Origin of the sequence: Sulfuricystis thermophila, assembly GCF_004323595.1 — a bacterium.
Lineage (GTDB): Bacteria > Pseudomonadota > Gammaproteobacteria > Burkholderiales > Rhodocyclaceae > Sulfuricystis > Sulfuricystis thermophila.
Genome location: NZ_AP019373.1, coordinates 2,631,338 through 2,654,725 on the forward strand (window position 1 = coordinate 2,631,338; position 23,388 = coordinate 2,654,725).

The following is a 23,388-nucleotide window of genomic DNA, read 5'->3' on the forward strand; positions in this document are numbered from 1 at the left end:
GCTTTATAAGCCGAGGCAGACGTATTTGATTTCGAGGAATTCCTCGAGGCCGTATTTCGAGCCTTCCCGCCCGATGCCCGACTGCTTGACGCCGCCGAAAGGCGCGGCTTCGTTGGCGATCAAGCCGACATTGACGCCGACCATGCCGTATTCGAGCGCTTCGGCGACGCGCCAGACTCGTCCCAGGTCGCGGGCATAAAAATAGGCCGCCAGGCCGTATTCGGTGGCATTGGCCAGCCGGATCGCCTCGGCCTCGTCTTTGAAGCGGAACAGCGGCGCGACCGGGCCGAAGGTTTCCTCGCGCGCGCAGCGCATCTCGGGCGTAACGTCGGCGAGCACGGTAGGCTCGAAGAAGGTGCCGCCTTTCGCATGACGGTGGCCGCCGGTGAGTACGCGCGCGCCCTTGGCCACGGCATCATCGATGTGGGCCTCGACCTTGGCGAGTGCCTGGGCATCGATCAGCGGCCCAAGGTTGACGCCTGCCTCGGTGCCAGCGCCGACCTTCAGTTCTGCGACTTTCGCGGCGAGCTTTTGGGCGAATTCCTCATAGACGCCTTCCTGGATCAGCAGACGGTTGGCGCAGACGCAGGTCTGGCCGGTATTGCGGTATTTGCTCGCCATCGCGCCGGCGACCGCGGCATCGACATCGGCGTCGTCGAAGACGATGAACGGTGCGTTGCCCCCCAGCTCCAGCGAGATTTTTTTCAGGGTCGGGGCGCATTGCGCCATCAAGAGCCGACCGACTTCGGTCGAGCCGGTGAAGGAGAGCTTGCGCACGGTCGGATTGGCGGTGAGCTCGCCACCGATCACCGCTGCGTTTTGCGCCGAGCCGGTGACGATGTTGAACACGCCGGCGGGAAAGCCAGCGCGCTCGGCCAGCACCGCCAGCGCCAGCGCAGTGAGCGGCGTCTGTTCGGCAGGTTTCACCACCACGGTGCAGCCGGCAGCGAGGGCAGGGGCCACCTTGCGAGTAATCATCGCGCAGGGGAAATTCCACGGCGTGATCGCCGCACAGACGCCGACCGGTTGTTTGAGCACCAGCAGGCGCTGGCCGGCGATGGTCTGGGGAATTACATCGCCGTAGGCACGCTTCGCTTCTTCCGCGAACCATTCGACGAAACTGGCGGCATACAGCACTTCGCCCCGGGCTTCCGCCAAGGGTTTACCCTGCTCGGAGGTCATCAAAAGCGCCAGATCATCGGCATGGGCGACGATCAGCTCGTACCACTTCCGCAGGATCGCGCTGCGCTGCTTGGCGGTCAGTTCCCGCCAGGCCGGCCAGGCCGCCTCGGCCGCCGCGATCGCGCGGCGCGTCTCGATCGCACCCATGTCCGGCACCTCGGCCAGCTTTTCGCCACTGGCTGGATCGTAGACCGCCACGGTGGCGGCGGTGTCGGCGTCGATCCAGGCGCCGCAGATGAACGCCTGCTGGCGGAAGAGATCGGGATCGCGCAATTGCATGGTCTTGCTCCTTTTTTTCGTGGGCTCGGCGATGAGTCTACCGGAACACAATCTCCGCATGCGCTGGCTTTTTCCGCTCGCCTTGCTGCTCTTCATCGCCGGCTGCGGCACGCTGACCCAGGCGCCGCCCGCATCCCGCAACGTCATGCGGGAAGACCGCCAGCCGGTCGATCCGCGTGCGCATGAGGTGGTGATGTTCGCGCTCGGCTTGATGGATACCGGCTACCGCTTCGGCGGCAAGAACCCGGACGCCGGCTTCGATTGCAGCGGCATGGTCAGCTACGTCTTCGAGAATGCCGCCGGCCTGCGGCTCGCCGGTTCCGCGGCCGACATTGCCAAACAAGGTCGGCCAGTGAATGGCGAAGGGCTGCGCCCCGGCGATCTGGTGTTCTTCAACACTCGCAACCAGCCCTATTCACATGTCGGCATCTATGTCGGCAATGGCCGCTTCGTGCATGCGCCCTCGAGCAACGGCAAGGTGCGCGTCGACAGCCTCACCTCCGGCTGGTTCGCGACGCGCTTCGAGGAAGCGCGCAGCTATTTCGACTGACGCAGGGCATTCCGCGCCACCCGATAGACCGTCCCGCAGGGCAGGCAGATCGATTTCGGGCAGGTGAGATCACGGTTGCGCCAAATCGCGGCAAGCCAAAACAGCACACCAAACGCAGCGCCACCGGCGACGAACAGCAGTGCGACGAGGCCGAACAGATAAGGTCCGGCATAGAACGGCAACGCGCACAAAAATCCGGCGAGTGCGCCGAGGAGGGCGAAGCGCCACAGTTCCCAGCGCCCGCGTCGGCAGCAGTAATACAGCGATGGCAGTCCGACAACCAGCACGCCGAAGAAGACGCCCAAGGCACCGCGTCCGGCGGCAAACCCCGCCTCACCCGATCCCAACCAGAAGATCAGTCCAGCGAGCAGCCCTGCGGCGCCCAGCAGGGCCAGCATGACCCGACGCATTCCCTTCCTCCTCCCCCGGCAGATTTTCGTGGCTATGGCCGGGATGGGAGGATTGTGCCACGGCTTGGGTGTTGTTCAATACACCGCGACGGGCTGCCAGCCTTCCGGACAATAGGGCACGTTCGGATAGTAAGCCTGATAGCTCGGGCAGAACCAGGCGGTACGCGGCGGAGGAGAGGGTGGCGGCGCCACGACCACCGCCGGGGCGGCGACGACCGGACGTGGCGGCGCGATCGCCACGAGGGCGCTGCCCAGCGCGATCCCGCCCAGCACCCAGGCCAGCGGCGCACTGCGATGCGGGTGATGGTGGTGATGCCCGACCGGTGGTCCATAGTAATAACGCCCATGGCCGTGCGGATCGGCCTGCGCGGGAAGCGAAGCCGCCAGCAGGGCGGCGGCAGTGATGGCGAGGGTGGTTTTCTTCATTTCTGCAGACCTCCTTGCCCCGAACAACGCCGGCCGCCGCAAGACGCTGACAGCGCATTTGTAAGGTTTTGTATCCGGGCTGAAAGGTCGGCGCTGGCGGGAATATGGGTCGTCCCGCCGGGCGCCGACTCACCTCGGAAAGTCGGCGCTGGCGGGACGGCACCCCATGGCCTGCCGGACGGGCGGGAGATTCGAGCGCTCAGAGGCCGTGTTGCCTGAACCAGGCGATGAGCCGCTGCCAGCCATCCTCGGCCGCATCCTTGCGATAGGTCGGCCGGTAGTCGGCATGGAAGGCATGCCCGGCCTCGGGATAGACATGGATCTGCGAGCGACCGCCGGCTTTCTTGAGCGCCTCCTGCATCGCTTCGACATCGTCGAGCGGGATGCCCTGATCCTTGCCGCCGTACAGGCCGAGCACCGCGCCCTTGATTTCGCCGGCGATATCGAGCGGCCATTTCGGCGTCTTTTCATTGACTTCGCCATCGATGCGGCCATACCAGGCGACGCCCGCCTTGACGTTTGGATTGTGCGCGGCATACAGCCAGGTGATGCGTCCGCCCCAGCAAAAGCCGGTGATGCCCAACCGCGCCGCATCGCCACCATTCTTCGCCGCCCAGGCGGCGCAGGCGTCGAGATCGGCCAGCACTTCCCGGTCCGCGACTTTCGCGACGATCGCAGAGAGGATTTCCTGGACGTTGGTCATCTTCTTTGGATCGCCGTGGCGGAAGAACAGCTCGGGCGCGATGGCGAGATAGCCGAGCTTGGCCAACCGCCGGCAGACGTCGGCGATGTATTCATGCACGCCGAAGATTTCCGAGACGACGAGGATGGTCGGCAGATTCTTGCCGCCCTCGGGTTGCGCCCGATAGGCCGGCAGCTCGCCGATCTTGATCTCACCGGCGGTCAGCCCGGTGCTGTCGGTCTTGATCGCGGTCTGCGCCATCACCGGCTGTGCGGCCAGCGCAAAACCCGCGCCGAGCGCGGTGACGACGAAGCCGCGCCGATCCATCCGCGCGGCGGGCAACAGGCTGTCGAAATCGGGGTTGTCGCTTTTTTTCATGGGGTTTCTCCTCTCTCCGTTGGCTTTATATCAGCACGATATCGTACTGCTCCTGAGTGTAGCTCGGCTCGGCATGGAGCGAAACGGTGCGGCCGATGAAGTCGGACAGCATCGCCAGCGCCTGAGATTCCTCGTCGAGGAACAGGTCGATCACCGCCGGCGCGGCCAGCACGCGCATCTCGCGCGCATCGAACTGGCGCGCCTCGCGCAGCAGCTCGCGCAGGATCTCGTAAGCGACGGTCTGCGCGGTCTTGACCACACCGCGCCCGCCGCAGGTCGGGCAGGGTTCGCAGAGGATCTGGGCGAGCGATTCGCGCGTGCGCTTGCGGGTCATCTCGACCAGACCGAGCTGGGTGAAGCCGTTGACCGTGATGCGCGTGTGGTCGCGCGAAAGCGCCTTGTTCAGCTCGGCGAGCACGGCGGTGCGATGATCGGGTGATTCCATGTCGATGAAATCGACGATGATGATACCGCCCAGGTTGCGGAGCCGCAGCTGGCGGGCGATGGTCTGCGCCGCTTCGAGGTTGGTCTTGAAGATGGTGTCGTCGAAATTGCGCGCGCCGACGAAGGCGCCGGTATTGACGTCGATGGTCGTTAGCGCCTCGGTCTGGTCGATGATCAGATAGCCGCCGGACTTGAGATCGACGCGTCGCGCCAGCGCCTTCTGGATCTCGTCCTCGACGCCATAGAGATCGAACAGGGGCCGCTCGCCGGTGTAATGGACGAGCAGGGGCGCCAGCTGTGGCATGAACTCCTCGGCGAAGGCGTGAAGCTTGTGGAAGTTCTCGCGCGAATCGACGAGGATGCGCGTCGTCTCCGGCCCGGCGAGATCGCGCAGCACGCGCTGGGCGAGCGTCAGATCGTGGTGCAGCAGCGCCGGGGCCGTCGCGTTCTGGGCGCGATGGCGGATCTCTTGCCAAAGACGGCGCAGATAGGCGATGTCGGCGGCGAGCTCCTCGTCGGTGGCATTCTCGGCCATGGTGCGCACGATGAAGCCACCGCTCTCGTCCGCCGGCAACAATTGCTGGATGCGCTCGCGCAGCCGTTCGCGGCCGGCTTCGTCTTCGATCTTCTGCGAAATGCCGATGTGCTTTTCCTGCGGCAGATAAACCAGCAGGCGACCGGCGAGTGAGATCTGCGTCGACAAGCGCGCGCCCTTGCCGCCGATGGGGTCCTTGAGCACCTGCACCATCAGCGTCTCGCCTTCGTTGATCAGCCGTTCGATCGGTCGGCCGTTGCCGTTTTTCTCACTGAAGATGTCGGCGACGTGCAGGAAGGCGGTGCGCTCCAGACCGACCTCGATGAAGGCCGACTGCATGCCGGGCAGCACGCGCACGACGCGGCCGAAATAGATGTTGCCGACGATGCCGCGGCCGCCGGCGCGCTCGATGTGCAGCTCCTGCACGGCGCCCTGCAGCATCAGGGCGACGCGCGTTTCTTGCGGGGTGATGTTGATCAGGAATTCTTCATTCATATCGGATAACCGAAATCTCTCAGCAGGAGCGCCGTCTCGCACAACGGCAGGCCGGCGATGCCGGAAAAACTGCCGCGGATCTCGGCGACGAAGATCGCCGCCCGTCCCTGGATGCCATAGGCACCGGCCTTGTCGCGCGGTTCGCCGCTGGCGACATAACGGCGCATCTCTGCATCGCTGAGCTCGCGGAAGCGCACTTCGCTCGCCGACAGGCGCGTCTCGATCTGCCCCTGATACGCCACCGCCACGGCCGTCAGCACGCGGTGGGTGCGCCCCGAGAGGCGGCTCAAGATCGCCAGCGCATCGGCATCGTCACGCGGCTTGCCGATGATTTCGCCGTCCACATCGAGCGTGGTATCGGCGGCCAGCACGATGCGTTGCGGCAGATGGCGCAGCGCCTGGATCTGCTGGCCATGACGTGCCTTGGCCATCGCCACGCGCAACGCATACGCTTCTGGCGCTTCACCGGGCAGCGCGTCTTCACAGGTTTCCGGATCGGCGCGCGGCCCGCCGCGGAACAGCAGCAGATCGAAGCGCACGCCGATCTGCGTCAAGAGCTCGCGCCGGCGCGGGCTTTGCGAGGCGAGATGGATGCGCGCTTCGAGCGTGGCCATGTCATTCGCGGTGGTAGGGGTGGCCGGCGTTCAGGCTCGCGGCGCGATACAAGGCCTCGGCCAGCACCACGCGCGCCAGACCATGCGGCAGGGTGAGCGAGGACAGCCGCAGGGTCTCATGGGCGCTCGTCTTCAGCGCCGGATCGAGGCCGTCGGGCCCGCCGATCAGCAGCGCGACGTCGTCGCCCATGCTCATCCACTCGGCAAGACGTTTGGCGAGCGCATGCGTATCGAGCGCCGCGCCGCGTTCGTCGAGCACGACGCGGCGGCAGCGGGCAGGCAGCGCCGCTTCGATGCGCTTCGCTTCCGCCGCCATCATGGCGGCCACCGTCTTGCCGGTGCTGCGCGGCTCGGGCTTGATTTCGATGAGTTCCAGCGGCAGCTCGCGCGGCATGCGTTTCGCGTATGCGGCGAAACCGGCGTTCATCCAGTCCGGTAGACGTGTGCCCACGGCGATCACGACGAGTTTCACGTCTGCGGGCTGGCCGGCGCGGCGCGCTTCGGCCGGGTCTGCCAGAGCGATTCGAGGTCGTAATAGGCGCGGGTCTTGGGCAACATCACATGACAGACGAGATCGCCGCAATCGACCAGCACCCATTCGCCGGCCTCCTCGCCTTCCACGCCGAGGATCTCGCCGCCGGCGGCGCGCACCTTCTCCTCGACGCTCTTCGCCAGCGCGCGCACCTGGCGAGTGGAATCGCCCGTGGCGATGACGATACGCCCGAACAGGTCAGAAAGTTTGCGCGTGTTGATGACCTGGATGTCCTTGCCCTTGACGTCTTCGAGCGCCGTGACGACGATGCGCTGCAGTTTGCGGATGTCCATGAATCAGTCGCGATAGAGATGATGGCGACGAATATAGTCGAGAACCGCCGGCGGCAGCAATTCGAGCAGCTTGGCGTCGGGCGCGCCGGCAGCGATCAGCATCCGCACCTCGGTGGCCGAGACGGTACCGGCGATGAGCTCGAAGGCATGGATGCCGCCGGCAGGCGACTGCGAAAAGTCGGCGCTGACAAGACGGCAGCGGCCGAAAAGATCGGCGAGCGTGCCGGCCAGCCCCGTCAGCGGAAAGCCCGGCCTGGTCGCCACTGCAATGTGGGCAAGCCGGAGAATGTCCTCCCAGCGGTGCCACTTGGGCAGTCCATAAAAGGCGTCGGCGCCCATCAGCAGCACCAGCGGCCGGTCGGGCCCATAGTGCCGGCGCAGGCGTTCGAGCGTTTCCACCGTGTAGCTCGGCAGCGTGCTCTTCGCTTCGCTGTCATCGAGCTGATAGCGCGGTTCATCAGCGATCGCCAGCCGCACCATCGCCAGCCGGTCCTCGACGGTCGCATGGGGCGGCGCGCGATGCGGCGGATGCCCGGCCGGAATCCAGCGCACCTTGGCCAGCCCCAGCCGGTCGAGCGCGGCATGGGCGAGCGCGAGATGCCCCCGATGCACCGGATCGAAAGTGCCGCCCAGGATGCCGATCGGCTCAAGCATGCATCTCGTCGGAGGGCGTGAAGATGTCCCGATAGCTGACGTAGATGCTCGCCGTCAGCACCGGCGCGACGAGGAAGACGAGGACCATGCGCAAAGCGACGAACGCGGCGGAGAGCGCCATGCCGGAGATCTGCGCAACGAGAATCAGGATGAAGCCGGGCAGGATGCCGGCGACGGCGATGGCCGCCAGCGAGAACATCAGCATCGCGCGCCAGTTGCGCAAGGAAGCGACAGTGCTGAAGAACAGCGATTTTCCCGGCGCGACGCGATCCCAGCCGACCAGGAAGGGCGCAAACCAGAAGGCGATGATCAACGGTGTGGCCAGCAGCAGCACCTGCGCGAGTTTGCCGAGCACAGCCGCCTGCGCGGCGGGATCCGCGGGGGTATCGGCCGTGTCGGACAGTAGCGCGTTGGCGAAAGGGTCTTCACCGCCGCCGATCAGCGTCGTGAGCAGCACGACCAGTAGCGCGCCTGCGAGTTGCAGGGCGCCCAGGCGCAGCAGGGCCGCAGAGTTGTTGCCGTGGCCGGACAGGCCGAAAAGCAGCGCCGCCTTGCCGGGCGTCTGTTGCCGATCGACGAGACGGCACGCGTTGGCGACGATCAGCGTCATCGCCGGCAGCAGCAGCGGCAACAACACCGCTCCGATCAGCGGCAGCAAGGCGAGGAGCTGCACGGCAAGCAGATAGACGAGGGTTGCCGCGGTGATCAGCGGCGGATTGCGACGGAACAGGCGGAAGCCCTCGAACAGCCAGAACACGCCGCGGGCCGCGGGCAGGAGGCGCGCTTGCATGGAGCTGCGTCAGTGCCTCAGAAGGTGTGGATCACCCACATCGGCACGGAGATGCCCTTGTCGCCGACCGAGGTGTCTTCCTGGATGAAGTTGCCGTTGCCCTTGCGGTCGACGAGGTAATAGGGCTTGCCATGCGCCGGCGTCACCTTGATCATGTAGAGCCGTCCGTTGATGCGGAATTCCTCGATCTTGTCCTCGCCCTGCTTGCGGATCGTCACCTGCGGCTCGAGCGTGGCCTCGTCGATGAGACCAGGCGGAGGGGGCGGCGGCTCGGGCAGGGGCTCAAGCTTAGGCTTCGTCTGGGCGAATGCCGCGGCAGCAAGACACAAGGACAGGAGTAGCAGGGCGGGACGCTTCATGGGAACCTTTCAGGCGGCAAGTCGGTGTTCGATGGCAGCTCGGCACAGATCGGGAACATAGGCGCCTTCGTCGAGCGCAGGGAAATAAAGATCGTAGCCGCCTCCCTCGACCCGCACGTCGGAAAGATCGACCTCCGCCGGCAGCCCAAGCAGCGCCGCAGGTATGGCGATTTCGACATCCCCCTGCAATGAAAGCACGAGACGGCGCGTCGCACGATCATAACGTGCTGCCACGGCCCGAGGCTCGCGGCGCCGTAGCGCCTCGCCCCGCTCGAAGGCGCGCGCGATGGCTTCGTCAAGCGGTTCCATGAGTCCGTCTCCAGGCTTCGCACAACATCGTTTGGTTGGCCGCGATGGTGCGGGTCAATTCCTTCAATACGTCGGGACGAATGCCGAAAGCAGAGATTGGCAGCGGCATCCCGCCTGCGCAGTTTAAGGCAATTTTCGCCCGGCCGCCCGGCCCGACGACATGCACATGAGGCGGGGGATGGTCGAGTGTGTAAATCATGACGCGCCAGCCCGCCAGACGCAAAAGCGTGCCCATCAGAGATTAAGCAGTAGATCGTGTTCGGCCGGGATGTGTTCGAAACCGCGCCCTTCGTAGTGCCTGAAGATCGCCGCGACGATCGCTTCCGGCTCGTCGATGATCTGGATCAGTTCCATGTCTTCGGGATTGATCATGCCCTCGGCGACGAGGCGGTTGCGGAACCAGTCGACGAGTCCGTCCCAGAAGCCGTTGCCGACGAGAATCAGCGGAATGCGCGGCGACTTGTTGGTCTGGATCAGCGTCAGCGCTTCGACCAGCTCGTCGAGCGTGCCGAAGCCACCGGGCATCACCACGTAGGCGCTGGCGAAGCGCACGAACATGTATTTGCGCGCGAAGAAGTGGCGGAAGGTCTGCGAGATGTCCTGATAGGGGTTCGCCTTCTGCTCCATCGGCAGCTGGATGTTGAGGCCGATCGACGGGCTCTTGCCGAAGAAGGCGCCTTTGTTGGCGGCTTCCATCACGCCGGGGCCGCCGCCCGAGATCACCGAGAAGCCGGCATCGGACAGCAGCCGCGCGATGCGCTCGGTCATCTGATACCACGGCGAATCGGGCCCGATGCGCGCGGAACCGAAGATCGACACCGCCGGACGCACCGCGGCCAGACGCTCGGTCGCCTCGACGAACTCTGACATAATGCCGAACACCCGCCAGGCCTCGCGCGCCGAATTGGCAGGCGCCGCCAGCCGGGGATCGGCAATCTTCGGCAACTTGTCCTTCGCGCTCATTTTTCCTGCATGCTCCTGCTCGTAGACGGTTCATCGTATTTATACCGCGCTTTTCACGCCCTGCCCGATCTGAAAAGCCGCTCGGGCAAGCCCACCGGCGCGATCTATGGCGTGATCAACATGCTGCGCCGCCTCGTCAATGACTATCCGCAGGCGACACGGCGCGCCGTCGTCTTCGACGCCAAGGGCAAGACCTTTCGCGAGGACTGGTATCCGGAGTACAAGGCGCACCGGCCGCCGATGCCCGAGGAGCTCGTCGCCCAGATCGAACCCCTGCACGCGTTGATCCGCGCGCTCGGCTGGCCGCTCGTGTGCATCGAAGGGGTGGAAGCCGACGACGTGATCGGCACGCTCGCCCGTCAAGCCGCGGCACATGGCGAGGACTGCGTCATCTCGACGGGCGACAAGGATCTCGCCCAGCTCGTCGATCGCCACATCACGCTGGTCAATACCATGACGAACGAAAAGCTCGACGTCGCGGCCGTGGAGGAAAAATTCGGCGTGCCGCCGGAGCGCATCGTCGACTTTCTGGCGCTCGTCGGCGACACGGTCGACAACGTGCCGGGCGTCGCCAAGGTCGGGCCGAAGACCGCGGCGAAATGGCTGCAGCAATACGGCTCGCTCGACGGCGTCATCGCCCATGCCGACGAAATCAAGGGCGTGGTCGGCGAGAATCTCCGCCAGCATCTCGACTTCCTGCCGCTGGGCAAGAAACTCGTCACGGTGCGCTGCGATCTCGAACTGCCGCCGCTCGATCTCACCCCCGCCGCGCCGGACGTCGACAAGCTCAGGGCGCTCTACGCCGAACTCGACTTCAAGAGCTGGCTGCGCGAGCTGGACAACATGAACGTCGGCGCTGGTGGGACGGCACCCACGCCGGTGCCGTCCGATCCCACCCACCCCGACCGCTCGGCTTACGAATGCATCCTCACCGAGGCGCAGCTCGATGCGTGGCTGGCGCGCATCATGAGCGCCGAGCTCGTCGCCTTCGACACCGAGACCACCGCGCTCGATCCGCTCGCGGCCCGCCTCGTCGGCCTCTCCTTCTGCATCGCGCCGGGCGAGGCCGCCTACCTGCCGCTCGCTCACGCTTATGCCGGCGCACCGGCGCAATTGCCGCTCGAAGCGACGCTGGAGAAATTGCGGCCCTGGCTCGAATCGGCGCAGCACAAGAAGCTCGGCCAGCACCTCAAATACGACTGCCATGTGCTGGCCAATCATGGCATCGACCTGCGTGGCGTGCATGACGACACCTTGCTCGAATCCTATGTGCTCGAGGCGCACGAATCGCACGAGCTCGGCGCATTGGCCAAACGTCATTGCGGGCTCGCGACGATCGCTTACGACGAGGTGACCGGCAAGGGCGCCGGCCGCATCTCCTTCGCGCAGGTGCCGCTCGAACGCGCCACCGCCTATGCCGCCGAGGATGCCGACGTCACGCTGCGCGTGCATCGCGTGCTATCCCCCCGATTACGGGCGGAAGGCAAGCTCGCCCATGTCTATCGCGACATCGAGTTGCCGGTCGCGGCCATCCTCTTCCGCATGGAGCGTCACGGCGTGTTGATCGACACGGCCGCGCTCGCCGCGCAAAGCGACGCGCTCGGCCGCCGGTTGCTGGAAATCGAAGCCGAAGCGCATCAGCTCGCCGGCGGCCCCTTCAACCTCAACTCGCCGAAGCAGCTCGGCGAAATCCTCTTCGAGCGTCTCGGCCTGCCGGTGTTGAAGAAAACCCCTTCGGGCACGCCTTCGACCGACGAGGAAGTGCTCGCCAAACTCGCCGAGGATTACCCGTTGCCCAAGCGCCTGCTCGAACACCGCACGCTCGCCAAGCTGAAAGGCACCTACACCGACAAGCTGCCGAAGATGGTCAATCCCGCCACCGGCCGCGTGCATACGAGCTATTCGCAGGCGGTGGCCGTCACCGGGCGGCTCGCCTCCTCCGACCCCAACCTGCAGAACATTCCGATCCGCACCGAGGAGGGCCGCAAGATCCGCGCCGCCTTCGTCGCCCCGCCGGGATGCCGTCTGGTCAGCGCCGACTATTCGCAGGTCGAGCTGCGGATCATGGCGCATCTCTCCAACGATGCCGGTCTGCTCGACGCGTTCGCGCGCGGCGAAGACATCCACCGCGCCACCGCGGCCGAGGTGTTCGGCGTGACACCGCTCGAAGTGACTGCCGAGCAGCGCCGCGCCGCGAAGGCGATCAACTTCGGCCTGATCTATGGCATGAGCGCCTTTGGGCTCGCCAAGCAGATCGGCGTCGAACGCGGATTGGCCCAGGCGTATATCGACCGCTATTTCGCCCGCTACCCTGGTGTGGCGCGCTACATGGAGACGACCCGCGCCCAGGCGCGCGAGCAGGGCTTCGTCGAGACGGTGTTCGGCCGGCGGCTGTGGCTGCCGGAGATTCGCTCCGGCAGCCCGGGACGCCGCCAGGCTGCGGAACGCGCGGCGATCAACGCGCCGATGCAGGGCACCGCGGCGGACTTGATCAAGCTGGCGATGATCAACGTGCAAAACTGGCTGGATGCGGAGAAGCTGCGCTCGGCCCTGATCCTGCAAGTGCATGACGAGCTGGTGCTCGAAGTGCCGGAAGACGAGCTCGAAGTCGTGAAAGAGGCCCTGCCGAAGCTGATGAGCGGGGTGGCAAAGCTCGCCGTGCCGCTCGTCGCCGAAGTCGGCGTCGGCGCCAACTGGGACGAGGCGCACTGAGTCGATTCACTCCGCCCTGAGCGCCTCGACCGGATCGAGCCGGGCGGCATTGCGCGCCGGCAGCACGCCGGCCATGAGGCCGATGGCGACGGCCACCGTCTCGGCCAGGATCACGAAGCTCAAGGGCGTGTGCACCGGCAAGGCCGGGAAAGCGAGGTGGGCGAGCTGGGCGATGCCGATGCCGAGCACGAGACCGAGCAGACCGCCGATGGCGGCGAGCGCGGTTGCCTCGGCGAGGAAAATGCCGAGGATGGTGCGCTCGCGGGCGCCGAGCGCTTTCAGCAGGCCGATCTCGTTGGTGCGTTCGGTCACCGCGATCGTCATGATCGTGACGATGCCCACCGCACCGACCAGGAGCGAGATGCCGCCCAGGGCGCCGACCGCCAGCGTCAGCACGTTGAGGATCTTGGAGAGCGTGCGCAGCATGTCCTCCTGTGTGGTCAGCGTGAAATCCTCGCGGCCGTGCCGTGCCGCCAGCGCCGACCTGACGCTTGCGGCGACGTCATTGGCGGCGAGGCCCTCGCGATAGGTGAGATGGATGCGCATCAGCCCCTCGCGGTTGTAGAGTTCCAGCGCCCGCGCGGTGGGAATGAACACGGTGTCGTCGAGATCCATGCCGAGGAACTGGCCTTTCGGCGCGACGACACCGATGATGCGAAACTGCATGCCGCCGATGCGCAGGCGCTGTCCCAAGGCATTGTCGCTGCCGAACAGTTCCTGCTTGAGCTTCGGCCCGAGCACGGCGAGCGGGCGGGCATGTTCGAGATCCTCGGCCGGCAGGAAGCTGCCGCTTTGCATCGTCATCTTCATGATTTCCAGCGTGCCGGGGCCGACGCCCTGCACCGTGGTGCGACGCAGGCGGCCGTTCGCCGCCACTTCCGAATTGCCCCAGACGTTCGGCGTCACCGCGACGATCCCCGGCAGGCGCCCGAGCGCTTCGGCATCCTCGAGCGTCAGCAGCCGCACCGTCGTCTGCAAGCCGCCCGGCCCGCCGCTGGCCTTGGTCTTGCCCGGCGCGATCTCGATGACATTGGTGCCGAACTGGGTGAATTCCTCGAGCACGAAGCGATGCACGCCCTCGCCGATGCTGGTGAGCAGGATCACCGCAGCAATGCCGACGGCGATGCCGAGCAGCGTGAGAAAACTGCGCATGCGATGGGCAAGCAGCGCGCGCGCCGAGAGCTTGAAGAGGTCGCGGGCGAGCATGATCAGCGTTTCATCAGGGCTTCGACCGGGTCGAGCCGCGCGGCGCGGTTCGCCGGCAGCACGCCGAACAGCAGTCCGGTGACGAGCGCGGTGATGAGCGCAGCAACCACCGCCCAATTCGGCGGATAGGCCGGCAGCACCGGCAAGGCGGTGCGCAGCGCGAAGGCGCCGGCCACACCGAGCAGATAACCGGCTACGGCGCCGGCGGCGGAAAGCAGCGCGGCTTCGGCGAGGAAGAGGTTGCGGATCGCCCGTCCTTCGGCGCCGAGCGCTTTCAACAGACCGATTTCGGCGGTGCGCTGCGTCACCGCGACGAGCATCACGTTCATGACCAGGATACCGGCCACGGCGAGGCTGATCGCCGCGATGCCGGCCACGCCATAGGTGAGCGTAGACAGGATGCGGTCGAAGGTTTTCAGCACTGCATCCTGGGTGATGACGGTGACATCTTCCTCGCCGTCGTGGCGCGCCTTGAGGATTTCGCGCGTCTGCACCTTCGCCTGCTCGATCAGCGAGCGGTCTTTCGCCTCGACGAGGATGCGGAACAGCGTGTTCGAGTTGAACATCGCCTGCGCCACCGCCACCGGCAGGATGACGATCTCGTCGGCGTTCATGCCCAGCCCCTGACCGCTTTGCGCCAGCACGCCGATGACGCGCACGCGCCGGTCGCCGATCCTCAGCACCTGGCCGATCGCCGGCGTGGCGCCGAACAGTTCCGTCTGGATCTTGGCGCCGATCACCGCGACCGCGGCATTCGGTTCCTCGGCAGGCAGGAAACGGCCCTGGGCGAGCGCCATGCGCCGAAGCTTCAGGTAATCGGCGCTGGTGCCGACGAGCGTCACGTCACGCAGCTTGCCGTTCCAGACGGCTTCCGAGGTGCCCACGGCGATCGGTGCAGAGCGCAGCACCGCCGGCGCACGCGTGAGCGCCTGGCTGTCCTCGACGGTCAGATCGCGCGGCGTGCTGGTGATCGCATTCACCGGATTGAAGCCGCCGGTCTCGGAACGTCCCGGCAGGACGATCACCAGACTGCTGCCGAGCGAGGCGAACTCATTGACGACGTAACGGCGCGCGCCATCGCCCAGCGCGGTGAGCACCACCACGGCGGCCACCCCGATCGACATCGCCAGCACCATCAGTAAGGTGCGCAGCGGATAGCCGGTCGCGGCCCGCGTGGCGAAGCGCAGCGTGTCAGCCGGTTTCATCGACGATCTTGCGCCCGTCCTGCATCACGATGCGTCGCCGCGCCCGGGCGCCGAGGCTGGCATCGTGGGTGACCATGATCAGCGTCACGCCATTGGCATTGAGCGTCTCGAGCAGTTGGACCACCTCGCTGCCGGTGGCGTGATCCAGGTTGCCGGTCGGCTCGTCGGCGAGGATCAGTGCCGGCCGCATGATCGTCGCGCGCGCGATGGCAACGCGCTGGCGCTGGCCGCCGGAGAGCTGGTCGGGCCGATGATCGGCACGGTTGGCGAGACCGAAATCCACCAACGCTTTATCGACGCGTTGCGTGCGTTCGGCCGGCGGGATGCCGGCGAGCATCAGCGGCAGCGCGATGTTCTCGGCCGCCGTGAGCCGTGGCACGAGATGGAAGCTTTGGAACACGAAACCGATCTTCTCGCGCCGCACGCGTGCCCGCTCGTCGGCGGAGAGCGTCGTGACGTCGCGCCCTTCGAGCCGGTAAGTGCCGGCATTCGGCCGATCGAGCAGCCCCAGCAGGTTGAGCAGCGTCGATTTGCCCGAGCCCGAGGTGCCCATCACCGCGAGGTATTCGCCAGCCTCGACGACGAGATCGAGGTTCGCCAGCGCATGCACTTCGCTGTCACCGAGGCGGAAGACGCGCTCGATGCCGGAGAGCTCGATCAAGGGCATCACTTGCCCCCGGCGGCGGATTCTTCGACGACGTGCGCGCCGGGCTTGATGCCTTCCTTCTCCAGCGAGAGCACGATGCGGCTGCCGGCGCTCAAGCCTTCGCGCACTTCGGTCCATTCCCAGTTGGCCAGCCCCGGCTTGATCTGCCGGGCTTCCAGCCGATCTTCGGCATCGACTGCCAATACGCGGTTGCCTTCCTGCAGCGCGGCAGTGGGAATGCGCAACACGTCGTCGCGGGCTTCGAGCAGGATTTCGACGTCGGCGCTGTAGCCGACCAAGAGACCCTTCGCCTCGTCGGGCGTATCGAAATCGACTTCGACATCGACGGTGCGCGCCTGCTTCTCGACCGCCGTCACATACGGCGCGATGCGCCGCACGTGGCCGGAGAAAGTACGGTTCGGATAGGCGTCGAGACGGATGCGCACGGCCTGCCCCGGCTTGATCTTCGGCGCATCGAGCTCGTCCATCGGCGCCTTCACATAGAGGCACGAGTCATCGATCAGGTCGATCGCCGGCGGCGTCGGCACGCCCGGCGGCGAAGGCGTCGAATATTCGCCGACCTCGCCGACGATCTTCGCCACCGTGCCGGCAAAGGGCGCGACGATCACGGTGCGCCCCAGATCGGCGCGCGCCGCAGCGAGCTGGCGTTCGCTGGTCTGGATGTCCTTCCTCGCGCTGATGCAGCCGGTGCGTCGCGCCTTGGCCTCGGTGCGCGCAGCCTCGGCGCGCGAGGTGGAGATGAAGCCTTTGGCCGCCAGCGTTTCCTGACGGCTCGCTTCGCGCTCCGCGTTGTCGGCGACGGTGCAGGCTTCATTGGCGCGGCTTTGCGCAGTGGCGAGCTGCGCCTCGGCGACCTGCACGCGCGCCGACAAGTCGTCGCGCCATAAGCGCATCAGCACCTGGCCGGCTTCGACCCGGTCGCCTTCCTTGACGCCGAGATATTCGATGCGCCCGCCGAGGATGGTCGACAACTTGGTGCGCTGGCAGGATTCGATGCTGCCGGCGCGTGTGTTGGCTAGCGTGGCCTCGACCTTGCCCGTGGCGACGGTATGGAGCCGCACCGGGATCGGCTTTGGTCGCGTGAACCACCAGCCAGCGGCGCTGGCGAGGGCAATGATGACGAACGCAATGAGGCTACGGCGCAGCAATGGGTTCATGGACTCGAACTTTGGAATGAGATCGTGAAACTCGGCGGTAGTAAGACGGCACCCCGGTGGCCTGGGTTCCATTTCAGCCGGAAAGGCGCCGCCAGTGGGCGACGAAGGCATCGGCCGGCTGGGGTTGGCTGAAATAATAGCCTTGAATCTCGTCACAGCCGAGCCGGCGCAGGAAGTCGACCTGATGGGCCTGATCGACACCCTCGGCCACGGTGGTCAGGCCGAGGCTGCGGGCCAGCGACAGGATGGTGCGGATGATTGCCTCGTCGTCGCCGCGGCCGCCGATGCCGGTGACGAAGGCACGGTCGATCTTCAGCGTATTGACCGGCAGCTTGCCGAGATAAGACAGCGATGAATAGCCAGTGCCGAAATCGTCGATCGCCAAATGCACGCCCAGGCCATGCAGTCTGTCGAGGATCGACAACACGTTGCCGATGTTCATGATCACCGATTCGGTGATCTCGAGTTCGAGCGCGGCCGGATCGAGGTTGGTCTCGGCCAACACCGTGCGCACCAGGGCGACGATGTCGATGCGCTCGATCTGCTTCACCGAGAGGTTCACCGACACCTTCGGAATCGCCAGCCCGGCTGCGCGCCAGGCGACCATCTGGCGACACACCTGGCGCAGGATCCATTCGCCGAGCGGCACGATGATGCCGGTTTCTTCGGCGAGGGGGATGAAGCGCACCGGGGCAACCTCGCCGAGCTCGGCGCTGTACCAGCGCAGCAGCGCCTCGGCGCCGGTGGGCCGGCCGTCGGGCGAGACTTTCATCTGGTAATGCACGGCCAGCTCGTTGGCCTCGATGGCCTTACGCAACAGGGCTTCGAGACGGTTGCGCTCACGCGCGTAGGTGGTCATTTCCGGCGAATAGAAATGGCTGCAGCCGCGACCAATGGCCTTGGCCTGATACATCGCCGTGTCGGCATTGCGCACCAGCGTGTCCACGTCGGTACCATCGTCCGGATAGAGGCAGATGCCGATGCTGGCCGAGACGAACAGCTCGTGCTCGAGGATGTCGAACGGCTGGGCGAGCAGCCCGAGCAGTTTCTCCGCAACACGCCCGGCTTCAGCGGAATCATTGACATCTTCGAGGATGCAGACGAATTCGTCGCCGCCCAGCCGCGCCAGCGTGTCCGAGCTGCGCAGATGACCGGCGAGACGATGCGCCACGGCGATCAGGAGCTCGTCGCCCACGCCGTGGCCGAGCGTGTCGTTGACCTCCTTGAAACGGTCGAGATCGATGAACAGCACCGCGAGGCGACGCTTGCCCCGTGCGGCCAGCGCGAGGCTGTGCCTCAGGGTCTCGATGAACATCAGCCGGTTCGGCAGGCCAGTGAGCGGATCGTGGTGGGCGAGATGATCGAGACGCGCTTCGGCATTGCGTCGTTCGATCACTTCGGCCTCCAGCTCACGGGTGCGCTGCTTGACGCGGTCATCGAGCTCGCGGTTCGCCGCTTCGAGTGCCCGGCTCTGCTGATCGAGAATCCCCTGCGCGCGGCGCACGACCAGCAGCTGGAACAGGAACAGCAGCGTCAGCACCGCGAACACGGCGTTGCGCACCGCTTCGCTCTCGAAATATGCGCCCACCAGGCCGCCTGCCAGGGCGATGAAGATGAAGGACAGGGTCGAGAAGTAGCGCGTCAGGCTGAACATATGGCTGTGTGCCGTCCCGCCAGCGCCGAATTTCACTGACCGGCGAACACCGCCTCGGCCGCCGCCACCGTCGCCGCGATGTCGGCTTCCGTGTGCGCGGCAGAGACGAAGCCCGCCTCGAAGGCCGAAGGGGCGAGATAGACGCCTTTTTCGAGCATGGCGTGGAAGAAGCGATTGAAAGCCTCCCGGTCGCAGGCCATCACTTCCGCATGGGAAGTGGGCGGCGTGGCGGCGAAATAAAGGCCGAACATGCCGCCGACCGACTGGGCAGAGAACGTCACGCCATGCTTATTCGCCGCCGCGACGAGCCCGGTAACGAGCGCACTCGTCTTCGCGCTCAAGCCTTCAAAGAACCCCGGCGCGGCGATCTTCTTCAGCGTCACCAGCCCGGCGGCAACCGACAGAGGATTGCCGGACAAGGTGCCGGCCTGATAGACCGGCCCCAGCGGGGCGATCTTTTCCATGATCTCGCGCCGGCCGCCGAAGGCGCCCAGCGGCAGGCCGCCGCCCACCACCTTGCCGAAGGTGGACAGATCGGGCGTGATGCCGTAGAGCCCCTGCGCCGATTGCGGCCCGACGCGAAAGCCGGTCATCACTTCGTCGAAGATCAGCACCGCGCCGTATTGCGTGCACAGCGCGCGCATCGTCGCCAGGAACTCGGGCTTGGGCGCGACGAGGTTCATGTTGCCGGCCACCGGCTCGACGATCACACAGGCGATCTCGTTGCCATGCTGGCGGAAGGCGTCGCTGAGCTGCTGCGCATCGTTGTAGTCGAGCACCAGCGTGTGTTTGGCGAGATCCGCCGGCACACCGGCCGAAGAAGGGTTGCCGAAGGTGAGCATGCCGGAGCCGGCCTTGACCAGCAGGCTGTCGGCGTGGCCGTGGTAGCAGCCTTCGAATTTCACCAGCATGTCGCGGCCGGTAAAACCCCGCGCGAGGCGAATCGCGCTCATCGTCGCCTCGGTGCCCGAGGAGACGAGGCGCACCATCTCCAGGCTCGGCACGCGGGAGACCAACAGCTCCGCGAGCTCGATCTCGGCTTCGGTCGGCGCGCCGAAAGAGAGCCCCTTCGCGGCGGCTTCCTGCACGGCGCGTACCGTGTCGGGATCGGCATGACCCAGGATCAGCGGTCCCCAGGAGCCGACGTAATCGATGTAGCGCTTGCCGTCGGCATCCCAGACATGGGCGCCTTCGCCGCGCGTGAAGAAGCGCGGCACGCCGCCTACCGAGCGGAAGGCGCGCACGGGGGAATTGACGCCGCCGGGGATGGTGGTTTGGGCGCGGGCGAACAGTGCTTCGTTGCGGGTAGTCATGAACGGTGTTCCTTGAACAGCTGATGGAATTTTTCGGCCTGCTTCCTGATGTCCATCGCGTCGAACAGATCGGAGAGCACGGCGATCATGTCGGCGCCGGCCTCGAACACCTGGCGGGCATTCTGCGTCGTGATGCCGCCGATGCCCACCACCGGCACCGAAAAACGTCGTTTCGCCTCGCGGATCACCTCGAGCGAGGCGCGCGTCGCCTGCGGTTTGCTGACCGAGGGGAACAGGCTGCCGAAGGCGATGTAATCGGCGCCGGCCTCCACCGCGACTTCGGCGCGCGCCAGGTCGTCGTAACAGGAGACGCCGAGGATGCGGTTCGGGCCGAGCGCATTGCGCGCCGTCTCCAAACTGCCGCCCGGCAGGTCATCGCGGCCGACATGAGCCCCGTGGGCGCCGATCTCGACCGCCAGCCAGACGTCATCGTTGATGATCAGTTTCGCGCCATGGGCATTGCAGACTTTGAGCAATGCACTCGCCTCGATGCGGCGCAGACTGGGCGGCGCCATCTTGTTGCGATACTGCACCCAACGCACGCCGCCGGCGAGAGCGCTTTCGACCAGCGCCAGGAGGCGCGGCAGCAGGTTGTCGTCCGGCGTCAGCGCATAGACGCCGGAGAGCGCCAGCTCACCTTCCGTCGAGTGAGACATAGTCGACCTCCGCCGTGGGATCATCCGGCCGGAACGCGCTGCGCCACAGCCGGTTGGGCACATATTGGCCCATGCCCGGCCGGAAACCCGCGGCCAGACTCTGCCAAGTGTATTCCTGCGCCGTGCGCACCGCATCCGGCATCGTTTGCCCCCAGGCGAGATTCGCGGCGATCGCCGAGGCGAGCGTACAGCCCGAGCCGTGGAAGCTGCCGGCCAGGCGTTCCCACCGGCAGCTTTGCACCGGACCATGTGAGCCATAGAGGGTATTCACGACGCAGCTGCCCGGCTCGTGTGTGCCGGTGACCAGCACATACCGGCTGCCGGCATCGATCAGGCGGCGCGCGCATTCCGACAGATCCGCCGTCGCCGGACCGAGCTCCTGCGCCAGCCGCCGCGCTTCGAGGCTGTTCGGTGTCAGGATGTCGGCGAGCGGCAGGATCAGCTCGATCATCGCATCGACGGCATCCTCATCGGCGAAGGCATCGCCGCGGCCGGAGGCCAGCACCGGATCGAACACCACCGGCGTATCGGGATAATCCGAGAGCACCTCGGCCACCGCGGCGATTGCCTCGACGCTGCCGAGCAACCCGAGCTTGAAGGCGGCCACCGGCATGTCTTCGAGCAACGCCCGCGCCTGGGCCGCTACCCATTCGGCATCGAGCGGCAGCATGTCTTCGACGCCGACCGTGTCCTGCACCGTGAGCGCGGTCACGACGGTGACCGGCTGGCATCCGTGCGCGGCGAGCGTGAGCAGATCGGCCTGCAGTCCGGCCCCGCAGGTCGGATCGGATGCGGCGATGCTCATGACGACGGGGGGGATGGCGTGGGGCATGGCAGGTGAATACGGCGCGCGGCAGGGTTGCGCCGATTGTAACCGAAAGGCCCGTGTCAAACGGGCGCGCGCAGCCGGCCAAAACGTGCCAGCGTGCGCGCCCGCGCCGCCGCGTGATCGACGATCGGCGCCGGATAAGCGGCCGGCGGTGTCGGCATCTTCCACGGGGCATGGATGAACTCGTCCGGAACATCAGCCAGCTCCGGCACATAGCGACGGATGAACTTCCCCTGCGGGTCGAATTTCTGCGATTGCGTCACCGGATTGAAGATGCGAAACCACGGCTGCGCATCGCAGCCGGTGCCTGCCGCCCACTGCCAGCCACCGTTGTTGCTGGCCAGTTCATAGTCGAGCAGCCAACGCGCAAAGTGGGCTTCGCCCAAGCGCCAGTCGATGCCGAGGTCCTTGGTCAAGAAGGAGGCCGAGATCATGCGCAGACGGTTGTGCATCCAGCCGGTTTGCAAGAGCTGCCTTTGCGCCGCATCGACGAGCGGGTAGCCCGTGCGTCCCTCGGCCCAGGCGGCGAACAACTCGGGCGCTTCATCCCAGGCCAGCGCGTCGAATTCGCGCTTGAAACAGTGCGTGACGACATCGGGACGCTGCCAGAGGATCATCTGGTAGAACTCGCGCCAAATCAACTCGCTGAGCCAGGCTGCGGCGCCCGCGCCGTCAGGGGTCAGACTGCGTTCCCGCGCCAAGGCGACCAGACGCCGGATCGACACCGTGCCGAAGCGCAGGTGCGGCGACAGATAGGAAACGCCCTTGACGGCGGGGAAATCACGCGTGGCGTGATAGCGGTCGATGCGCGTCAGGAAATCCTCGCACAGCCGCTCGCCACCGCTCATGCCGCAGGGAATCTTCAAGTCGGTCGGTGCGAAACCGATTTCCTGCAAAGTCGGCGCTGGTGGGACGGCACCGGGGAAGGCGAGCTGTCCCGGCTTGGGCGTGCAATCGTGCTCGGCGAGATCGAGCGGCGTCAATCTCGCCCGCCAGGCCCGCGCGTAGGGGGTGAAGACGGAAAACGGTTTGCCCTCGCGCGTCGAAATCTCGTCGCGCTCGAAGATCGTCTGGTCTTTGTAATCCGCGAAGCGCCGGCCGTCGGCCGCGAGCGCCTGCGCCACGGCTGCATCGCGTCGGCGGGCAAACGGCTCGTGGTCGCGATTGGCATGCACGCTGGCCACGTCGAGCGCTGCCGCGAGCCGGGGAATCTCCTCGACGGCCCGGCCATGACGGACGATCAGTCCGCCGCCCTTGGCCCGTAGTGCGGCATCGAGCTCCAGCACCGCGCGGTGGATGAAATCGACCCGCCGATCGGTCTTCGGCAAGCCGGCGAGGAGGTCGGTGTCGAAGACGAACGCGCAAAACACCTTCCCGGCTGAACGCAAGGCGGCAGATAGCGCCGCATGGTCGAAGTCGCGCAGATCGCGGCGGAACCAGACGAGGGCGACCGAGTCTTTTTCCATGGCGAGAGATTACAATGGGCAAAGACCATGAGCACGAGCAACTTCGAACCCGTCAGCCTCGCGAATCACTTCCTGATCGCGATGCCGTCGATGACCGATCCGCATTTCGCGCGCACCCTCACCTATGTGTGCGAACACAATGCCGAGGGGGCGCTGGGCATCATCGTCAACAAGCCGCTCGAGATCGATCTCGGCACGCTGTTCGAGCGTGTCAGCGTGCCGCTCTCGCGCGGTGAACGGCTGGAGCGCTATCGCAATCTGCCGGTCTATTTCGGCGGTCCGGTGCAGACCGACCGTGGCTTCGTGCTGCACCGGCCGGCCGGCCAGTGGCAATCGACGCTCATCGTCAGCAGCGAGATCGCCCTGACCAGCTCGCGCGACATCCTCGAGTCGATGAGCGAAACGGGCGAACCCGCCGACGTGCTGGTTTCGCTCGGCTATGCCGGCTGGGCGCCCGGCCAGCTCGAATGGGAACTGTCGCAGAATGCCTGGCTGACCGTCGCCGCACAACCGGACATCATCTTCTCGCTGCCGCCGGAAGCGCGCCTGCCCGCCGCGATGCGGCTGTTGGGCATCGATTTCAGCCAGCTCTCCGAAGTCGCCGGTCATGCTTGACAGAGGTCAGAGG

At 66.1% G+C, this 23,388-nt stretch carries 26 protein-coding genes; 3 read left to right on the plus strand and 23 right to left on the minus strand.

Features of this window, described 5'->3' with window-relative positions; genetic code table 11:
• Window positions 1-3 precede the first annotated feature (3 nt).
• The gene (locus M52SOB_RS13260) at window positions 4-1,461 is read right to left on the minus strand and encodes an NAD-dependent succinate-semialdehyde dehydrogenase (protein ID WP_131112245.1); all 1,458 of its coding nucleotides are present in this window, start codon (window positions 1,459-1,461) and stop codon (window positions 4-6) included.
• Between the two features lie 58 nt (window positions 1,462-1,519).
• Here M52SOB_RS13260 and M52SOB_RS13265 point away from each other — a divergent pair, with 58 nt between their 5' ends.
• Window positions 1,520-2,011 carry a C40 family peptidase gene (locus M52SOB_RS13265; protein WP_131112246.1) on the plus strand — a complete coding sequence of 164 codons (492 nt, stop codon included), beginning with the start codon at window positions 1,520-1,522 and terminating at the stop codon, window positions 2,009-2,011.
• Here the strand turns inward: M52SOB_RS13265 and M52SOB_RS13270 are convergent.
• The 13 genes from M52SOB_RS13270 to M52SOB_RS13330 form a co-directional block, all read right to left on the minus strand.
• On the minus strand, window positions 1,999-2,421 hold the full coding sequence (locus M52SOB_RS13270) for a hypothetical protein (RefSeq protein ID WP_131112247.1): 423 nt from the start codon (window positions 2,419-2,421) through the stop codon (window positions 1,999-2,001). The two genes, M52SOB_RS13265 and M52SOB_RS13270, sit on opposite strands and share 13 nt — an antisense overlap.
• Before the next feature lie 75 nt (window positions 2,422-2,496).
• A complete protein-coding gene (locus M52SOB_RS13275) occupies window positions 2,497-2,847 on the minus strand; it encodes a hypothetical protein (protein ID WP_131112248.1) in 351 nt (116 codons plus the stop codon).
• Between the two features lie 199 nt (window positions 2,848-3,046).
• Complete coding sequence (locus M52SOB_RS13280) at window positions 3,047-3,907, minus strand: dienelactone hydrolase family protein (RefSeq protein ID WP_131112249.1); 861 nt, start codon at window positions 3,905-3,907, stop codon at window positions 3,047-3,049.
• Window positions 3,908-3,932: 25 nt separating this feature from the next.
• Window positions 3,933-5,381, minus strand: a complete 1,449-nt coding sequence (gene rng, locus M52SOB_RS13285) for a ribonuclease G (protein ID WP_131112250.1) — start codon at window positions 5,379-5,381, stop codon at window positions 3,933-3,935.
• Complete coding sequence (locus tag M52SOB_RS13290; RefSeq protein WP_131112251.1) at window positions 5,378-5,995, minus strand: Maf family protein; 618 nt, start codon at window positions 5,993-5,995, stop codon at window positions 5,378-5,380. Before M52SOB_RS13290 ends, rng begins: the two co-directional genes overlap by 4 nt.
• Window position 5,996: 1 nt before the next feature.
• Entirely contained in the window at window positions 5,997-6,467 is a 471-nt protein-coding gene (gene rlmH / locus M52SOB_RS13295; RefSeq protein WP_131112252.1) for a 23S rRNA (pseudouridine(1915)-N(3))-methyltransferase RlmH, read from the minus strand.
• Complete coding sequence (gene rsfS / locus M52SOB_RS13300) at window positions 6,464-6,820, minus strand: ribosome silencing factor (protein ID WP_131112253.1); 357 nt, start codon at window positions 6,818-6,820, stop codon at window positions 6,464-6,466. Before rsfS ends, rlmH begins: the two co-directional genes overlap by 4 nt.
• Before the next feature lie 3 nt (window positions 6,821-6,823).
• On the minus strand, window positions 6,824-7,474 hold the full coding sequence (nadD, locus tag M52SOB_RS13305) for a nicotinate-nucleotide adenylyltransferase (RefSeq protein ID WP_131112254.1): 651 nt from the start codon (window positions 7,472-7,474) through the stop codon (window positions 6,824-6,826).
• A complete protein-coding gene (locus M52SOB_RS13310; RefSeq protein WP_131112255.1) occupies window positions 7,467-8,264 on the minus strand; it encodes a BPSS1780 family membrane protein in 798 nt (265 codons plus the stop codon). Before M52SOB_RS13310 ends, nadD begins: the two co-directional genes overlap by 8 nt.
• A gap of 17 nt (window positions 8,265-8,281) precedes the next feature.
• Window positions 8,282-8,623: a DUF2782 domain-containing protein gene (locus tag M52SOB_RS13315; RefSeq protein WP_131112256.1), complete on the minus strand. Its 342-nt coding sequence runs from the start codon at window positions 8,621-8,623 to the stop codon at window positions 8,282-8,284.
• Between the two features lie 9 nt (window positions 8,624-8,632).
• Window positions 8,633-8,932, minus strand: coding sequence for a hypothetical protein (locus M52SOB_RS13320; RefSeq protein WP_131112257.1), 300 nt, complete (start codon window positions 8,930-8,932; stop codon window positions 8,633-8,635).
• Window positions 8,919-9,167 (minus strand): DUF4160 domain-containing protein, encoded by a 249-nt coding sequence (locus M52SOB_RS13325; protein ID WP_131112258.1) that lies wholly within the window; start codon window positions 9,165-9,167, stop codon window positions 8,919-8,921. Before M52SOB_RS13325 ends, M52SOB_RS13320 begins: the two co-directional genes overlap by 14 nt.
• Entirely contained in the window at window positions 9,167-9,895 is a 729-nt protein-coding gene (locus M52SOB_RS13330; RefSeq protein WP_131112259.1) for an LOG family protein, read from the minus strand. Before M52SOB_RS13330 ends, M52SOB_RS13325 begins: the two co-directional genes overlap by 1 nt.
• Window positions 9,896-9,904: 9 nt before the next feature.
• On the opposite strand from M52SOB_RS13330, the gene polA reads away from it, so the two are divergent.
• Complete coding sequence (gene polA / locus M52SOB_RS13335; protein WP_131112260.1) at window positions 9,905-12,607, plus strand: DNA polymerase I; 2,703 nt, start codon at window positions 9,905-9,907, stop codon at window positions 12,605-12,607.
• 6 nt (window positions 12,608-12,613) lie between these two features.
• Here polA and M52SOB_RS13340 read toward each other — a convergent pair whose 3' ends face one another.
• The 9 genes from M52SOB_RS13340 to M52SOB_RS13380 all read right to left on the minus strand — a co-directional run bounded on the left by M52SOB_RS13340 (window position 12,614) and on the right by M52SOB_RS13380 (window position 22,760).
• Entirely contained in the window at window positions 12,614-13,813 is a 1,200-nt protein-coding gene (locus M52SOB_RS13340; RefSeq protein ID WP_131112261.1) for an ABC transporter permease, read from the minus strand.
• Between the two features lie 2 nt (window positions 13,814-13,815).
• Entirely contained in the window at window positions 13,816-15,018 is a 1,203-nt protein-coding gene (locus tag M52SOB_RS13345; protein WP_131112262.1) for an ABC transporter permease, read from the minus strand.
• Window positions 15,005-15,679 carry an ABC transporter ATP-binding protein gene (locus M52SOB_RS13350; protein WP_284155249.1) on the minus strand — a complete coding sequence of 225 codons (675 nt, stop codon included), beginning with the start codon at window positions 15,677-15,679 and terminating at the stop codon, window positions 15,005-15,007. Before M52SOB_RS13350 ends, M52SOB_RS13345 begins: the two co-directional genes overlap by 14 nt.
• Window positions 15,680-15,684: 5 nt before the next feature.
• Window positions 15,685-16,842, minus strand: a complete 1,158-nt coding sequence (locus tag M52SOB_RS13355) for an efflux RND transporter periplasmic adaptor subunit (RefSeq protein WP_131112264.1) — start codon at window positions 16,840-16,842, stop codon at window positions 15,685-15,687.
• A gap of 73 nt (window positions 16,843-16,915) precedes the next feature.
• Window positions 16,916-18,496, minus strand: coding sequence for a putative bifunctional diguanylate cyclase/phosphodiesterase (locus M52SOB_RS13360; protein ID WP_131112265.1), 1,581 nt, complete (start codon window positions 18,494-18,496; stop codon window positions 16,916-16,918).
• Between the two features lie 32 nt (window positions 18,497-18,528).
• On the minus strand, window positions 18,529-19,809 hold the full coding sequence (gene hemL, locus M52SOB_RS13365) for a glutamate-1-semialdehyde 2,1-aminomutase (protein ID WP_131112266.1): 1,281 nt from the start codon (window positions 19,807-19,809) through the stop codon (window positions 18,529-18,531).
• On the minus strand, window positions 19,806-20,465 hold the full coding sequence (gene thiE / locus M52SOB_RS13370; RefSeq protein WP_131112267.1) for a thiamine phosphate synthase: 660 nt from the start codon (window positions 20,463-20,465) through the stop codon (window positions 19,806-19,808). The genes hemL and thiE overlap by 4 nt, the downstream gene beginning before the upstream one ends.
• Window positions 20,443-21,297 (minus strand): bifunctional hydroxymethylpyrimidine kinase/phosphomethylpyrimidine kinase, encoded by an 855-nt coding sequence (gene thiD / locus M52SOB_RS13375; protein WP_131112268.1) that lies wholly within the window; start codon window positions 21,295-21,297, stop codon window positions 20,443-20,445. Before thiD ends, thiE begins: the two co-directional genes overlap by 23 nt.
• Window positions 21,298-21,353: 56 nt before the next feature.
• Window positions 21,354-22,760 carry a cryptochrome/photolyase family protein gene (locus tag M52SOB_RS13380; protein WP_131112269.1) on the minus strand — a complete coding sequence of 469 codons (1,407 nt, stop codon included), beginning with the start codon at window positions 22,758-22,760 and terminating at the stop codon, window positions 21,354-21,356.
• Window positions 22,761-22,787: 27 nt separating this feature from the next.
• Between M52SOB_RS13380 and M52SOB_RS13385 the strand changes: the two genes are divergently transcribed.
• On the plus strand, window positions 22,788-23,375 hold the full coding sequence (locus M52SOB_RS13385) for a YqgE/AlgH family protein (RefSeq protein WP_131112270.1): 588 nt from the start codon (window positions 22,788-22,790) through the stop codon (window positions 23,373-23,375).
• The last annotated feature ends 13 nt before the right edge of the window (window positions 23,376-23,388 follow it).

What these genes read in the sequence shown, in the direction of transcription:
- M52SOB_RS13260 (WP_131112245.1), bottom strand. Translation starts at nt 1,461, where the DNA reads ATGCAATTGCGCGATCCCGATCTCTTCCGCCAGCAGGCGTTCATCTGC.
- M52SOB_RS13265 (WP_131112246.1), top strand. Translation starts at nt 1,520, where the DNA reads ATGCGCTGGCTTTTTCCGCTCGCCTTGCTGCTCTTCATCGCCGGCTGC.
- M52SOB_RS13270 (WP_131112247.1), bottom strand. Translation starts at nt 2,421, where the DNA reads ATGCGTCGGGTCATGCTGGCCCTGCTGGGCGCCGCAGGGCTGCTCGCT.
- M52SOB_RS13275 (WP_131112248.1), bottom strand. Translation starts at nt 2,847, where the DNA reads ATGAAGAAAACCACCCTCGCCATCACTGCCGCCGCCCTGCTGGCGGCT.
- M52SOB_RS13280 (WP_131112249.1), bottom strand. Translation starts at nt 3,907, where the DNA reads ATGAAAAAAAGCGACAACCCCGATTTCGACAGCCTGTTGCCCGCCGCG.
- rng (WP_131112250.1), bottom strand. Translation starts at nt 5,381, where the DNA reads ATGAATGAAGAATTCCTGATCAACATCACCCCGCAAGAAACGCGCGTC.
- M52SOB_RS13290 (WP_131112251.1), bottom strand. Translation starts at nt 5,995, where the DNA reads ATGGCCACGCTCGAAGCGCGCATCCATCTCGCCTCGCAAAGCCCGCGC.
- rsfS (WP_131112253.1), bottom strand. Translation starts at nt 6,820, where the DNA reads ATGGACATCCGCAAACTGCAGCGCATCGTCGTCACGGCGCTCGAAGAC.
- nadD (WP_131112254.1), bottom strand. Translation starts at nt 7,474, where the DNA reads ATGCTTGAGCCGATCGGCATCCTGGGCGGCACTTTCGATCCGGTGCAT.
- M52SOB_RS13310 (WP_131112255.1), bottom strand. Translation starts at nt 8,264, where the DNA reads ATGCAAGCGCGCCTCCTGCCCGCGGCCCGCGGCGTGTTCTGGCTGTTC.
- M52SOB_RS13315 (WP_131112256.1), bottom strand. Translation starts at nt 8,623, where the DNA reads ATGAAGCGTCCCGCCCTGCTACTCCTGTCCTTGTGTCTTGCTGCCGCG.
- M52SOB_RS13320 (WP_131112257.1), bottom strand. Translation starts at nt 8,932, where the DNA reads ATGGAACCGCTTGACGAAGCCATCGCGCGCGCCTTCGAGCGGGGCGAG.
- M52SOB_RS13325 (WP_131112258.1), bottom strand. Translation starts at nt 9,167, where the DNA reads ATGGGCACGCTTTTGCGTCTGGCGGGCTGGCGCGTCATGATTTACACA.
- M52SOB_RS13330 (WP_131112259.1), bottom strand. Translation starts at nt 9,895, where the DNA reads ATGAGCGCGAAGGACAAGTTGCCGAAGATTGCCGATCCCCGGCTGGCG.
- polA (WP_131112260.1), top strand. Translation starts at nt 9,905, where the DNA reads ATGCTCCTGCTCGTAGACGGTTCATCGTATTTATACCGCGCTTTTCAC.
- M52SOB_RS13340 (WP_131112261.1), bottom strand. Translation starts at nt 13,813, where the DNA reads ATGCTCGCCCGCGACCTCTTCAAGCTCTCGGCGCGCGCGCTGCTTGCC.
- M52SOB_RS13345 (WP_131112262.1), bottom strand. Translation starts at nt 15,018, where the DNA reads ATGAAACCGGCTGACACGCTGCGCTTCGCCACGCGGGCCGCGACCGGC.
- M52SOB_RS13355 (WP_131112264.1), bottom strand. Translation starts at nt 16,842, where the DNA reads ATGAACCCATTGCTGCGCCGTAGCCTCATTGCGTTCGTCATCATTGCC.
- M52SOB_RS13360 (WP_131112265.1), bottom strand. Translation starts at nt 18,496, where the DNA reads ATGTTCAGCCTGACGCGCTACTTCTCGACCCTGTCCTTCATCTTCATC.
- hemL (WP_131112266.1), bottom strand. Translation starts at nt 19,809, where the DNA reads ATGACTACCCGCAACGAAGCACTGTTCGCCCGCGCCCAAACCACCATC.
- thiE (WP_131112267.1), bottom strand. Translation starts at nt 20,465, where the DNA reads ATGTCTCACTCGACGGAAGGTGAGCTGGCGCTCTCCGGCGTCTATGCG.
- thiD (WP_131112268.1), bottom strand. Translation starts at nt 21,297, where the DNA reads ATGCCCCACGCCATCCCCCCCGTCGTCATGAGCATCGCCGCATCCGAT.
- M52SOB_RS13380 (WP_131112269.1), bottom strand. Translation starts at nt 22,760, where the DNA reads ATGGAAAAAGACTCGGTCGCCCTCGTCTGGTTCCGCCGCGATCTGCGC.
- M52SOB_RS13385 (WP_131112270.1), top strand. Translation starts at nt 22,788, where the DNA reads ATGAGCACGAGCAACTTCGAACCCGTCAGCCTCGCGAATCACTTCCTG.